The following is a 12,276-nucleotide window of genomic DNA, read 5'->3' as shown; positions in this document are numbered from 1 at the left end:
CATGCGTGATGTCGTCGAAGCCGCGCTCCAGGCCGCGGACGTCTCCTACGACGAGCCGCGGCCCGGGGCGTTCCTCGTCAAACTGCCCGGACAGCACAAGCTCGCCACCATGACCTGGCTGATCATCGGCGAGCGGGTGCTGCACGTCGAGGCGTTCTTCTGCCGGCAGCCGGACGAGAACCACGAGGAGTTCTACCGCTGGATCCTCGGCAAGAACGGCGGCATGTACGGCGTGCACTTCTCCCTCGACCCGGTGGGCGACGTCTACCTGGTCGGCCGGGTGCCGCTGGCCGCCGTCACGGAGGAGGAGGTCGACCGCCTGCTTGGCTGCGTGCTGACGTACGCGGACGACTGGTTCGACCGGGCGCTGGAGCTGGGCTTCGCCTCCTCCATCAGGCGGGAGTGGGAGTGGCGCGCCAAACGCGGCGAATCCCTGGCAAACCTTCAGGCGTTCGCCCGTTTCGCCGACCCAGGGCAGTGACCTCCAGGGGCCCGGCACGGCGGCCATAGGATTGGCCGCATGGCGACTTTGGTGCTGCTACGGCATGGTGAGAGCGACTGGAACGCGAAGGGCCTGTTCACCGGTTGGGTGGACGTCAGCCTGTCGGCCAAGGGCGAGGACGAGGCGCGCCGCGGCGGCCGGCTCCTCCAGGAGGCAGGGGTGCGCCCCGACGTCCTGCACACCAGCCTCATGACCAGGGCGATCCAGACGGCCCAGCTCGCCCTGGGCGAGGCCGACCTGCTCTGGCTCCCGGTCAGGCGGAGCTGGCGGCTCAACGAACGCCACTACGGCGCCCTCCAGGGCAAGAACAAGGCCCAGACGCGCGAGGAGTTCGGCGACGAGCAGTTCATGCTCTGGCGCCGCTCGTACGACGTGCCGCCGCCGCCCATCGCGGACGACGACGAATACTCCCAGGTCGGCGACCCCCGCTACGCCCTGCTCCCGCCGGAGCTCATGCCGCGCACGGAGTGCCTGAAGGACGTCGTCGACCGCATGCTGCCCTACTGGTACGACGAGATCGTCCCCGACCTGGCCGCGGGCCGCACGGTCCTGGTGACCGCCCACGGCAACTCCCTGAGGGCCCTGGTCAAGCACCTCGACGGCATCGGCGACGAGGACATCGCCGGCCTGAACATCCCGACGGGCATCCCGCTGGTGTACGACCTGGACGCCGACTTCAGGCCGCAGGTGCGAGGCGGCCGCTACCTCGACCCGGAGGCCGCCAAGGCCGCCATCGAGGCAGTCGCCAACCAGGGCCGCTGAAGCCGTAGGGGCTTCGCCCGCCGGTGCGGGGGGACTCCCGGTCCCCTCGCCTCCCTTTCCGCCGGGCAGCGTTTACCGATACCGGACACCGCAATGTGTGGGCCGTTCTGGGCTGTGATGCCTATGCTGCATGGAATGTGAGCACATCTGCCGGGACTGAGCGCTCCTGCCCCTTCCTTTCGCCGGCGAAGCTGGAACTCCAGGTGAACTGCACCGCCCTGCCTTCATGGGAGCCCCATGTCCCGCGCGGGCTCCTGCGCGTGGTCGAGGCGTCCTGCTGCGAGGAGTACGTCCTGTGCTTCGAAGCGGCGCAGTTCTTCGTGCGGCGCGTCACCGGGCAAGGGGCCTACGAGGAGACCGCCAGGGGGCCGTACGCCCGTGCCGCCGCTGTCTGGGGCGAATTAGCGGGCCGGCACGTGTGCCGGAACCAGACGGGCGATCTCGGGACGTAACCGGCCGGGACACGCCGTCATTCGGACGTCGGGCGCAGGATCATGGTGACGAACCCGAAGACGTCCCGGTAGACGCGCAGCCACTCGACGCGATGGGTGTGGGCCGTCGTGAGCGCAGTGCAATGGTCTGGATCGTCGGGGTTGTCCAGAGCCCACGACGCCAGTGACCCCGTCCAGGCCCATTCGTAGTCGTCGAGCTCGTGGCGGGTGCTGATGTGCCCGTACACCGGGGTCCAGCCGTCGGCGGTGACGCGGTCCATCATGGCAGGCAGGTCGGTCAGCTCGCCGAGCATTTCCACCGCCTCGGGCGACGGCTTCTGGGCCCAGAAACCGTCACCGACCAGGACGCGTCCTCCCGGAGCCAGGTGCTCGCGCGCGGCCGCGAGCGTGGGCAGCAGGCCGCCGAACGCGTGCGGCGCCCCGACACTGATCACCAGGTCGAACGCGTGCGGCGAGGTGAACTCCGCGGCGTCCTCGCCGTGGAGGACCAGGCGGTCGCCGACGCCGCGCGCCGCCGCGCTCTCGCGAGCCCGCGCCAGCGCGCCCTCGGCGACGTCCACCCCTTCGGCCCGCAGTTTCGGGTACGCGTCCAGCGCCCGCAGCAGCCATTCCCCGCCGCCGCAGCCGAGGTCGAGCACGCGCGAGTCATCTTGGGGGAGGCCGCGTTCCAGGAGGCGGCGTACCGATTCGTCGTCGAGCGGGGCCGCGATCGGATGATCCGCATGGGCGAGCCTGGAGATCTGTTCACGATTCACCGGCGGAGCCTGCCACAGGCGGAGACCGGACCGCATCCGCTTTTGGCCAGGAGACGGGACGCTGTGCAGGCGTCTGTAGGGCATTGCTGGGGTTCGTCCAGCCGAATTGCCTCGCCTGCCGGGCATTCTGGGGCACCAGGAACGTCCGGAGGAGGTAGTGGCGCGGGCCGTCCCGGGATGGGAGAGCCCGCGTCCGAGAGGCGGAGGGTGTGCCGGAGTCCGTACGGAACCGTCAGCTGGGGCGGGTGCCCGTCACCATGTAGACGACGTCCCCCGCGACCCGTACCGCGTGGTCGGCGTACCGCTCGTAGTAGCGCCCGATCAGCGTGATGTCGATCGCCGGCTCCACGCCGTGCTGCCAGTCCTTGGCCAGGATGTTGCGGAACAGCCGCCGGTGCAGCCGGTCCATGGCGTCGTCGTCCTGCTCCAGCTCAAGCGCCGACTCCACGTCCCTGGAGGCCACGCAGCTGCCGGCCTTGGTGACCAGGTTCTCGGCGATCTGCCCCATTTCGACGATGGTCGAGCGTGTCTCCGGGGGAATCGCCGAGTCGGGGTGCCGCAGCCGGGCCACCTTGGCCACGTGGACGGCGAGGTCGCCCATGCGTTCAAGGTCGGTGCCCATGCGCAGCGCCGTGATGACCATTCGCAGGTCCACCGCGACCGGCTGCTGCCTGGCCATCAGCTCGAAGATCGACGACTCGATGTCGGCGAACGTGGCGTTCACTTCCTGGTCGCGCGAGATGACGCTCTCGGCGAGCTGGAGGTCGGCGTCGAGGAGGGCCGTGGTGGCACGGGAGATGGCCGAGCGGACAAGCCTCGTCATCTCGACGAGCTTGCCGGTCAGGAGATCAAGTTCTTCATGGTACGCGTCGCGCATGTCGTCACCGTACGTGCCGCTTGATGAACGAACCTCTACTGCGAGATGAACTTTCCAGGAAAGGGCCGTTCATCCGCAGGTGAGAGGTCTGTCCCTTGGACTTCGCCACCTAACATCGAAGGCATGAGTGAGATGGCCATGAGCTTCGCGGCCCTGGCCGGGTTCGTCGTTGGAGCCCTGGCGGTCCTGTTCTACAGGAATCAGATCGAGGCTCCGAAGAGGACCGATTCAGCCGACGGCGTCGAGACCGGAGCGGCGCTGCCCCAGGGCGTGGCCTCCGTGCTCGCCGTGCTCCCCTCGTCCGCCGTCGTGCTCGACGCGCACGACCGCGTGCTGCGCGCCAGCTCGGCCGCGCGCGCGTTCGGGCTGGTCAAGGGCGACAGGCTGATGGCCGCTGAGCTGCTCGCACTGGCAAGGCAGGTACGCCGCGACGGCGAGATCCGCGAGAGCGAGATCGACGTCGCCGGTCACAAGTTCGGCCAGGAGACGACGAACTTCGCCGTCCGCGTGGCCCCCCTCGGCTCCTACGGCCAGGTGCTGGTGCTGGCCGAGGACCAGACAGAACGACGCCGGGTCGAGGCCGTACGCCGCGACTTCGTCGCCAACGTCAGCCACGAGCTGAAGACCCCGGTCGGCGCGCTGAGCCTGCTCGCCGAGACCATCCAGGACGCCGCCGACGACCCCGACGCGGTCACCCGCTTCGCCGGGCGCATGCAGCACGAGGCGGCCCGGCTCACCTACCTCGTCCAGGACCTGATCACGCTGAGCAGGATCCAGGGCGCCGAGCCCATACCCACCCCGGGCCAGGTGGCCATCGACGAGGCCGTCCACGACGCCATCGACCACTGCAACACCAAGGCGGTGGCCAAGGACATCACGCTGGTCACCGGCGGCACCGAGGGGCTGCGCATCTGGGGCGACGACGAACTGCTCGTCACCGCCCTGCGCAACCTCATCGACAACGCCGTCGCCTACAGCCCCGAGCACACGCGGGTCGTGGTCAGCGTCAGACCGGCCGGCGACTCCGTCGAGATCAGCGTCAGCGACCAGGGCATCGGCATCCCCGAGGAGTCTCTGGAGCGCATCTTCGAACGCTTCTTCCGCGTCGACGCGGCCAGGTCACGGGCGACCGGAGGCACCGGGCTCGGCCTGGCCATCGTCAAGCACGTCGCCGCGGCCCACGCGGGCGAGGTGTCCGTCTGGAGCAAGGAAGGCTCCGGCTCCACCTTCACCCTCCGTCTGCCCGCCTTCGGCGGGACGGCGGTGGCAGTACCACCCTCGATTCCCCTGGAGGCCGCAAAATGACCAGAGTTCTAGTGGTTGAGGATGAGGAGTCCTTCTCCGACGCCTTGTCCTACATGCTGCGCAAGGAGGGCTTCGAGGTGTCGGTCGCGGCGACCGGGCCCGAGGCGCTCGACACGTTCGACCGCAACGGCGCCGACCTCGTACTGCTCGACCTGATGCTGCCCGGTCTGCCGGGCACCGAGGTGTGCCGCTCGCTGCGGCAGCGCTCGAAGGTGCCGGTCATCATGCTGACCGCCAAGGACAGCGAGATCGACAAGGTCGTGGGCCTGGAGCTGGGCGCCGACGACTACGTGACCAAGCCGTTCTCCTCGCGGGAGCTGGTGGCGCGCATCCGCGCGGTGCTGCGCCGTCAGGGCGACGTGGTGGAGGAGCTGGAGACGGCGATCCTGGCCGTCGGCCCGGTGCGCATGGACGTCGACCGGCACGTCGTCGCGGTGCGCGGCGAGCAGGTGCAGCTGCCGCTGAAGGAGTTCGAGCTCCTGGAGGTGCTGCTGCGCAACGCCGGCCGGGTGCTGACCCGCGGCCAGCTCATCGACCGCGTCTGGGGCGCCGACTACGTGGGCGACACCAAGACCCTCGACGTGCACGTCAAGCGGCTGCGCGCGAAGATCGAGGCCGACCCGTCCAACCCGCGCTGCATCCTCACCGTACGAGGCCTGGGCTACAAGTTCGACGCCGTCGAGGAGTGACCAACCCTTGTTCTGGTACGTGGGTTCGTACCAGAACAAGGGTTTTTCATGTCGTCAGTGGGTCTCTTCGGTGGCCTCGGACGTGGCGGTCGCCGAGGGTGTGGGAGCCGGGGTGGCGTTAGGGGCCGGGGGGTAGTCCTTGAACTCACGGCTGCGCGTGACCACAGGCACGTTCAGGGACACTGTCCCGGCGTTGGCGAACTGGAGGTCCAGCCGGATGCTCTCGCCGCCTCTGAGGCTTGTGGAGATGCTCTCGAGCATCAGCTGCGGCTGCGGCTTGCCGGTGTTCACGAGCTGGTTCGGGGGAAGCTGGATCGGCGCGGTCACCTTCACGGACGCGACCGAGCCCGCGGAGACGGCCTGGAGGGTGTCCGGCGCGCCCGCGGTGTTGAGGATGTTGAGGTAGATCGGGGCCGAGCCACGCCAGGCGAGCTGGGCGCCGGAGTCGGGTCCGAGGATGAACGCCTGCGGGATGTGAATGCCGCGCGTGCCATAAGCACCCTGGTCGATGAGCGCGACCGCCTCGTTCGGGGCGTACGGCTTGTTGGTGTTGGCGTCGATTCCTGCTCCGCAGCCCGCCAGCACGGGGGCTGCCAAGAACGCGGCGGCTACGACAATCCAGCGACGGCTGGTCACGTGCGGGTTCTCCTTGGTCTTGCGCGGGTATGGCGCATGGGTGTTGGGCAGCGCCTACCATATCCACCTGAATCCATGGTCATATCCGCACCCCCGCAGGTCATTCGCTATGTCCGGAAATGCGATTCATACTGTCCACAGCTTGTCAAGCCCCAATATGCGGCTTTGACCTGCAGTTATGAGGATTTCACTGTTCCGGGAGGCTGTGGATGCGTGGTACCCTGGAGTACAGCGGAAGGGGTACTTGTCACATGACTTTCCAGGTCGGCGACACTGTCGTCTACCCCCACCATGGGGCTGCTCGGATCGAAGCAATCACGACGCGATCCATCAAGGGTGAGGAAAAGACCTACCTGGTGCTCAAGGTCGACAAGGGCGACCTTACCGTCCAGGTGCCAGCAGAAAACGCGGAACTCGTCGGGGTGCGCGACGTCGTCGGCCAGGAAGGCCTTGAGCGGGTTTTCGATGTTCTTCGGATGCCGCACACGGAAGAGCCGACCAACTGGTCGCGCCGTTACAAGGCCAATCTGGAGAAGCTCGCGTCCGGCGATGTGAACAAGGTTGCGGAGGTGGTCCGCGACCTATGGCGTCGCGACCGCGAGCGCGGCCTGTCGGCGGGTGAGAAGCGCATGCTCGCCAAGGCTCGTCAGATCCTCGTGAGCGAGCTCGCCCTCGCCGAGAAGACCAATGAGGACAAGGCTGAGGCCCTGCTCGACGAGGTTCTCAACTCCTGAACACGAATCTTCCACGGGTGGGCGTCGGAGTCGACGTCCACCCGTTCGCTTCGGCTGGTTCAGGGCGCGAGCTCAGCCTCGCCGGCCTGCGCTGGCCTGACGAGACCGGGCTCGACGGCCATTCCGACGGCGACGTCGCCGCCCACGCGGCCTGCGACGCTCTGCTGTCCGCAGCCGGCCTGGGCGATCTGGGCGGGTTGTTCGGCACGTCCGACCCGCGTTGGGCGGGCGCTTCCGGGGCCACACTGCTGGAGGAGACCGCCCGCCAGGTGCGCGCGGCGGGCTTCGAGATCGGCAACGTGGCCGTCCAGGTGATCGGTAACCGTCCCAAGATGGCTCCTCGGCGCGCCGAGGCCGAACTGGCGCTCAGCGGCGCCGTGGGGGCGCCTGTGAGCGTCTCCGCAACCACCACGGACGGGCTCGGGCTCACCGGGCGCGGCGAGGGGATCGCCGCCGTCGCCACGGCCGTCGTGGTCAACCTTTCCTAGGCATTACGCGTCATATGTATGGGATGCGTGAGGGTGTCCCGGCGGGTCGTCGCCGATCCCGCCAGCTGTGGGGGCGGCGGTTCGTCACTGGCGCGGTACGGATCGCCGCCTTCAGGGGGTAGTTTCCCGAGGTGTCGGGTATGTCCCCTCCTGAGACATGTGAACGTCTTCGGGGGGAGCTACACATGATCGGCGCGATTGTGTCTGCAGTGGTCATCGGCGCCATCGTCGGTGCGCTGGCCCGGCTGATAGTGCCTGGCAGGCAGAACATGTCCATCGGCCTGACCCTCATCGTCGGCATCGTGGCCGCGTTGATCGGAACGCTGATCGCCCAGGCGTTCGGATGGGCCGACACCAAGGGCATCGACTGGCTAGAACACATACTTCAGCTCGTGTTGGCCGTGGTCGGCGTGCTCCTTGTGACGAAGTGGGGCGCGGGCCGCGGCGGACGCGGTGGAGACGCCCGGCGAACCACGACCTGACCTGGTCATTCGAAATACCGGCGCATAATCGTCGGCGATCGGGTAGCGAAGCTCCCCGTGAGAGTGAACGGCTCACCCTCACGGGGAGGTTTCGTGTCATGACCATTCAGTCCATCCTTGGCGCCATTGTGATTGGCGCCGTCATCGGCGCAATCGGTCGCCTGCTGCTTCCCGGCAGGCAGGCCATCGGGTGGATCCTCACCATCGTCGTCGGCATCGTTGCCGCTCTGCTGGGCACGGTCATCGCGCAGGTGCTCGGCGTCGAGACGACCCCCGGCATCGACTGGATCGAGCTGGTGATGCAGGTCGTCCTGGCCGTCGTAGGTGTCGGCCTGGTCGCCGGCCTGCGCCGCGGTTCCAGGGTCTAGACGGGATTACACGAAACGGCCCGTCCGGGATGTCCCGGACGGGCCTCTCGTGTGCTCATCGCGTGTGGTGGTGGCTCATTCCTCGGGCTCCGGCGGGCGCGGAGTGCTGCGCAGACGGCCGGACGGGGCCGGAGCCTCCTCGTGGATCACCGGGTGGGGCACGGTGTCCTCAGAGACGCGTTCGTGCGCCCGAGGCTCGTCAGGTTCGTAAGGCTCGTCGTCGGCCGCTTCGGGGCCGTGGGCGGGGTCGGGACGGGCGACGCGGACGTCCTCGACGACCGGGACGGGCTGGGTGTCGACGTCGCGCGTGTCGATGCGGGGGTGCACCAGGACGTCGGTCGGCTTGACCCGGTCGCCCCACCGGACCGGCCGCCTCAGCGGCTCGGGCTCGGGTTCGGGCTCCGGCTCGGGCTCTGGCTCGGGTTCGGGCTCGGGTTCGGCGGCGGGGGCTAACGCGCGTGTCGGGGCCGCTTCGGGCTCCTGTCGTACGGCCCACTCGGACACCCCGGTCGAGACCGGCGGCGTCTCCGGGGCGGCCGTGGGCCCGACCAGCGGCGTGGGCTCCAGTACGGGCGCGGGCGCCTCCGTCATGAGCGGAGGCGGCGTGCCAGCCGCCCGGCCCGGGTGGAAGGGCACGATGTCGTCGTCCTCCTCCTCCCGCGCCGCACCCCGGTGAGCCTGTACGTGCTTGATCAGCAGCAGCCAGAGCCACAGGGCCACGGCCAGCATGACCCAGGGCGCCAGAGCCACGCCCACGGCCACCTGGCGCGCGTCGAAGGTGAACCGGAGCGCCGTCGCCACGTTCGCCGCCGCGGCGGCCACGATGAGCAGGACCAGCACGGTCGCCGCCTGCGCCCGCACCAGGCGCCGGGCGGGGCGCAGCAGCAGCACGCCGAGCAGCGCGGCCACGAGCAGCGCGTCGAACGCGGCCGGATAGAGGAAGGCGAGATCCTGGCGGGCCTCGCCGGTTATGGCCAGCGCACGCAGATCGTCGAAGGACAGCGCGCAGGCGGCTCCGGTCAGAGCGGCCACCGCGAGCCCCGCCAGGGCGATGCCCAGGCGACGGAGCGTAGAGGGGGGAGTCACGTCCATGGCGCCTTCGAGCCTACAGAAGAATGGCAATCAAGACCGATCAAGGGAGACACATGCCCGAGCTGCCGGAAGAAGCACGCAGACTCCTGGACGCCCCGAACTATGCGACGGTGACCAGTATCAACCCCGACGGCGGCCCGCAGTCGACCGTCGTGTGGGTGCGCACGGACGGCGACGAGGTGCTGTTCTCGACCGTCAGGGGCCGCGTGAAGCCGCGCAACTTCGACCGCGACCCGCGTACGAGTCTGCTGGTCATCGACCCGGACAACCCCTACCGCTACGTCGAGGTACGCGGCCGGGTGGCGGTCGAGGAGGACCCCGAGGGCGAGCTGATCGAGGAACTGTCCCAGAAGTACCGGGGCCAGCCGTGGCAGGACAAGCCGGGCACCGAGCGCCTGATCATCCGAATTCGTCCGGACAAGGTCACGGTACGAGGCTGAGTAATCGGCCTACGAGGGCCTCCGAGGCGTTAGCCTTGCCTTCGTGAGCCTGCACATCTACGACACCAGCACGCGCGCCATCCGTGAATTCGTTCCAGTCGAAGCCGGCCGGGCGTCGATTTACCTGTGTGGGGCGACCGTGCAGGCTCCTCCGCACATCGGGCACATCCGCTCGGGCGTGAACTTCGACGTGCTCAGGCGCTGGCTCGCGCGTTCCGGATACGACGTGACGTTCTGCCGCAACGTCACCGACATCGACGACAAGATCATCCGGGTGTCGGCCGAGGAGGCCGTGTCCTGGTTCGTGATCGCCGAGCGTAACCAGCGGGCCTTCACCTGGGCGTACGACACGCTCGGCTGCCTGCCGCCCACCGTCGAGCCGAGGGCGACCGGCCACGTGCCCGAGATGATCACGCTCATGGAGCGGCTGATCGAGCGCGGCCACGCCTACGCCTCGGGCGGCGACGTCTACTTCAGCGTCCAGTCCTACGCCGACCACTACGGCAAGCTCTCCAACCAGAAGCTGGAGAACATGCGGGCCGCGGCCGACACCGACGACGAGACGTGCAAGCGCGACCCACGCGACTTCGCGTTGTGGAAGGGCGCCAAGCCGGGCGAGCCCACCTGGCCCACGCCGTGGGGGCTCGGCCGTCCCGGCTGGCACCTGGAGTGCTCGGCGATGGCCACGAAGTACCTCGGGCCGACGTTCGACATCCACGGCGGCGGCATCGACCTGATCTTCCCGCACCACGAGAACGAGATCGCCCAGTCGCAGGCGGCCGGCGACGGCTTCGCGCGCTACTGGATGCACAACGGCATGCTCAAGATCGGCGCCGAGAAGATGAGCAAGTCGCTCGGCAACTCGCTGCTGATCCCCGACATGGTGCAGAAGGTCCGGCCGGTGGAGCTGCGCTACTACCTGGCCGCGCCGCACTACCGTTCCTCGATCGACTACTCCGAGGAGGCGCTGCTGGAGGCGGCGGCGGCCTACCAGCGCATCGAGGGCTTCGTCACCCGCGCCGCCGAGGTGATCCACGACGTCGACGCCGACGCGCCCCTTCCGCAGGCGTTCGCCGACGCGCTCGACGACGACCTCGGCACCCCGCAGGCGCTCGCCGTCGTGCACGAGGTGGTGCGCGAGGGCAACGTGGCGCTGGCGCGGGGCGACAAGGAGGCCATCGCGCGCCTCCTGGCCGAGACCCAGAACATGCTCGACGTGCTCGGCCTCGACCCCCGTTCGCCGCAGTGGCGCGGAGCCGGTTCCGACCTGTCGCCGGTGGTCGACGCGCTGGTGGCGGTGGCTCTGGAGCAGCGCAAGGCTGCGCGGGCCCGTAAGGACTACGCGGCGGCCGACGCGATCCGCGACCAGCTCACGGAGGCGGGCATCACGGTCGAGGACACGCCCCACGGGGCACGCTGGGAGCTGTCCCGCTGATCACATCCGCCGGTTCCGGCGGCGGGCCGCTTCCGAGCCCGCCGTCGTTCCGGTCCGGCTAGCGGCGCAGGGCCCTGACAGCGTCGTCGCCCGCCTCGATCACGATCGTGTGGTAGCCGTCGATGCGCGAGACGATGCCCTCGCGCGGGCCTCGCAACCATTCCGCGCTGCCGTAGAACGCGTCCTCCTGCTCGTCGCGGGCCTCCCGGGAGGGGAAGGCCCGGATGAGGTACGCCTCCTCGTGGCCGTCCTCGTCCACGAGGGAGGCGCCGTGGGCCACCACGTCGATGCCGGCCTTCGTCAGGAGCGGAAGAGACTCCTCACGCATGATCCGGACGAAGTCCTCGCGAGTGCCCGGCTTGAGGCGGTAGGTGCGGATTTCCAGGATCACGTGACTGCTCCTTCGGCGCGCGCGTGGCAGGAGGACGGTTGGCACGCTACCCGCGATCGCTGACATCCACTGTCAGTGGGACGGCCCAGGATTCCCTTGGGCGTGGGGCCTGTGGGCCAGGAAGAAGGCCTGAGGGCCTGAGCGGGGCCTCTCGCTCTCGTCGGGCTCGCGGATGAGCTGGGCGTCCAGGACGAGTCCGGCCTTGCTCAGAAGGTCGGCGACGTGCTCGGGGGGCGTCCAGTAGACGTCGAGCGAGAGCTGGTGGCCGTAGCCCTGGCTGAGGTGGCGGCGTTCGTCGCCGACCTTGAACGCGATCAGCAGATGGCCGCCCGGGGCCAGCACCCGGTGGATCTCGGCGAACACCGTCGGCAACAGCTCCGGCGGGGTGTGCACGGTCGAGTACCAGGCGACGGCGCCGGACAGCGAGCCGTCCGCCAGGTCGAGAGCGGTCATCGAACCCTCCTCGAACCGCAGGTCCGGGTGGGTCTCGCGGGCCACCTCGACCATCTTCGGGGACAGGTCGACGCCGAAGACGTTCACCCCGAGGGAACGCAGATGGGCGGTGATGCGCCCCGGACCGCAGCCGAGATCGGCCACCTCTCCGGCGTCCGGCCCCTGCACGTGCTCGGCGAAGGCCGCCAGCATGGCGCGGTCGAACGGCTTGGTGTCCAGTTCGTGCCTGAGCAGCTCGGCGTAGTCGGCGGCGACGGTGTCGTAGGCCGTCCGGGTGGCGTGGAGGTAGGCGGACTCAGTCATGGCCCAGGACGATAGCTCCACTCTCCGGCGGCCAAGGGAGATCTCCGGCCCTTGCCGCGGGACGCGCGTCGCGGTGAGCCGTTCCCGCGGGATCGGGTGGGTCGGCGGGCCG

The 12,276-nt window shown here is 69.1% G+C and carries 17 protein-coding genes; 11 read left to right on the top strand and 6 right to left on the bottom strand.

What is annotated here, in order from left to right; genetic code table 11:
- The first annotated feature begins 1 nt into the window (after position 1).
- The 3 genes from DMB42_RS37440 (at position 2) to DMB42_RS37430 (ending at position 1,716) form a co-directional block, all read left to right on the top strand.
- The gene (locus DMB42_RS37440; RefSeq protein WP_185845062.1) at positions 2-481 is read left to right on the top strand and encodes a YbjN domain-containing protein; all 480 of its coding nucleotides are present in this window, start codon (positions 2-4) and stop codon (positions 479-481) included.
- 39 nt (positions 482-520) lie between these two features.
- Positions 521-1,264: a phosphoglyceromutase gene (locus DMB42_RS37435; RefSeq protein ID WP_125643121.1), complete on the top strand. Its 744-nt coding sequence runs from the start codon at positions 521-523 to the stop codon at positions 1,262-1,264.
- A 203-nt stretch (positions 1,265-1,467) separates the two neighbouring features.
- On the top strand, positions 1,468-1,716 hold the full coding sequence (locus DMB42_RS37430; RefSeq protein ID WP_125643118.1) for a hypothetical protein: 249 nt from the start codon (positions 1,468-1,470) through the stop codon (positions 1,714-1,716).
- 17 nt (positions 1,717-1,733) lie between these two features.
- On the opposite strand, the gene DMB42_RS37425 is transcribed toward DMB42_RS37430, so the two are convergent.
- Together DMB42_RS37425 and phoU are read right to left on the bottom strand one after the other, a co-directional pair.
- Positions 1,734-2,471 carry a cyclopropane-fatty-acyl-phospholipid synthase family protein gene (locus DMB42_RS37425; protein WP_125643115.1) on the bottom strand — a complete coding sequence of 246 codons (738 nt, stop codon included), beginning with the start codon at positions 2,469-2,471 and terminating at the stop codon, positions 1,734-1,736.
- A gap of 232 nt (positions 2,472-2,703) precedes the next feature.
- Positions 2,704-3,348, bottom strand: a complete 645-nt coding sequence (phoU, locus tag DMB42_RS37420; RefSeq protein ID WP_125643112.1) for a phosphate signaling complex protein PhoU — start codon at positions 3,346-3,348, stop codon at positions 2,704-2,706.
- 132 nt (positions 3,349-3,480) lie between these two features.
- On the opposite strand from phoU, the gene DMB42_RS37415 reads away from it, so the two are divergent.
- Positions 3,481-4,653: a cell wall metabolism sensor histidine kinase WalK gene (locus DMB42_RS37415; RefSeq protein ID WP_125643662.1), complete on the top strand. Its 1,173-nt coding sequence runs from the start codon at positions 3,481-3,483 to the stop codon at positions 4,651-4,653.
- Complete coding sequence (locus DMB42_RS37410; RefSeq protein ID WP_125643109.1) at positions 4,650-5,342, top strand: response regulator transcription factor; 693 nt, start codon at positions 4,650-4,652, stop codon at positions 5,340-5,342. The genes DMB42_RS37415 and DMB42_RS37410 overlap by 4 nt, the downstream gene beginning before the upstream one ends.
- Before the next feature lie 54 nt (positions 5,343-5,396).
- Here DMB42_RS37410 and DMB42_RS37405 read toward each other — a convergent pair whose 3' ends face one another.
- A complete protein-coding gene (locus DMB42_RS37405; protein WP_229824933.1) occupies positions 5,397-5,978 on the bottom strand; it encodes a copper chaperone PCu(A)C in 582 nt (193 codons plus the stop codon).
- Positions 5,979-6,229: 251 nt separating this feature from the next.
- Between DMB42_RS37405 and DMB42_RS37400 the strand changes: the two genes are divergently transcribed.
- The 4 genes from DMB42_RS37400 to DMB42_RS37385 all read left to right on the top strand — a co-directional run bounded on the left by DMB42_RS37400 (position 6,230) and on the right by DMB42_RS37385 (position 8,050).
- Positions 6,230-6,712 (top strand): CarD family transcriptional regulator, encoded by a 483-nt coding sequence (locus DMB42_RS37400; protein WP_020544658.1) that lies wholly within the window; start codon positions 6,230-6,232, stop codon positions 6,710-6,712.
- Between the two features lie 17 nt (positions 6,713-6,729).
- On the top strand, positions 6,730-7,200 hold the full coding sequence (ispF, locus tag DMB42_RS37395) for a 2-C-methyl-D-erythritol 2,4-cyclodiphosphate synthase (RefSeq protein ID WP_125643106.1): 471 nt from the start codon (positions 6,730-6,732) through the stop codon (positions 7,198-7,200).
- A gap of 185 nt (positions 7,201-7,385) precedes the next feature.
- The gene (locus DMB42_RS37390; RefSeq protein WP_125643104.1) at positions 7,386-7,682 is read left to right on the top strand and encodes a GlsB/YeaQ/YmgE family stress response membrane protein; all 297 of its coding nucleotides are present in this window, start codon (positions 7,386-7,388) and stop codon (positions 7,680-7,682) included.
- Between the two features lie 98 nt (positions 7,683-7,780).
- Positions 7,781-8,050, top strand: a complete 270-nt coding sequence (locus DMB42_RS37385; RefSeq protein ID WP_125643102.1) for a GlsB/YeaQ/YmgE family stress response membrane protein — start codon at positions 7,781-7,783, stop codon at positions 8,048-8,050.
- A gap of 75 nt (positions 8,051-8,125) precedes the next feature.
- On the opposite strand, the gene DMB42_RS37380 is transcribed toward DMB42_RS37385, so the two are convergent.
- Positions 8,126-9,136, bottom strand: coding sequence for a DUF2637 domain-containing protein (locus DMB42_RS37380; protein ID WP_185845061.1), 1,011 nt, complete (start codon positions 9,134-9,136; stop codon positions 8,126-8,128).
- Positions 9,137-9,165: 29 nt separating this feature from the next.
- On the opposite strand from DMB42_RS37380, the gene DMB42_RS37375 reads away from it, so the two are divergent.
- The gene (locus tag DMB42_RS37375) at positions 9,166-9,582 is read left to right on the top strand and encodes a PPOX class F420-dependent oxidoreductase (RefSeq protein WP_312024786.1); all 417 of its coding nucleotides are present in this window, start codon (positions 9,166-9,168) and stop codon (positions 9,580-9,582) included.
- A gap of 43 nt (positions 9,583-9,625) precedes the next feature.
- Positions 9,626-11,017: a cysteine--tRNA ligase gene (cysS, locus tag DMB42_RS37370; RefSeq protein WP_125643093.1), complete on the top strand. Its 1,392-nt coding sequence runs from the start codon at positions 9,626-9,628 to the stop codon at positions 11,015-11,017.
- 58 nt (positions 11,018-11,075) lie between these two features.
- Here the strand turns inward: cysS and DMB42_RS37365 are convergent, their stop codons facing one another.
- Together DMB42_RS37365 and DMB42_RS37360 are read right to left on the bottom strand one after the other, a co-directional pair.
- Positions 11,076-11,408 carry an NIPSNAP family protein gene (locus tag DMB42_RS37365; RefSeq protein WP_125643090.1) on the bottom strand — a complete coding sequence of 111 codons (333 nt, stop codon included), beginning with the start codon at positions 11,406-11,408 and terminating at the stop codon, positions 11,076-11,078.
- 72 nt (positions 11,409-11,480) lie between these two features.
- Positions 11,481-12,164, bottom strand: a complete 684-nt coding sequence (locus tag DMB42_RS37360) for a class I SAM-dependent methyltransferase (RefSeq protein WP_125643088.1) — start codon at positions 12,162-12,164, stop codon at positions 11,481-11,483.
- Between the last annotated feature and the right edge of the window lie 112 nt (positions 12,165-12,276).

Source organism: Nonomuraea sp. WAC 01424, assembly GCF_003947315.1.
GTDB classification, from domain to species: domain Bacteria; phylum Actinomycetota; class Actinomycetes; order Streptosporangiales; family Streptosporangiaceae; genus Nonomuraea; species Nonomuraea spiralis.
The sequence above is the reverse complement of the archived record's forward strand: the minus strand, read 5'-3'. Positions and strand labels throughout refer to the sequence as shown.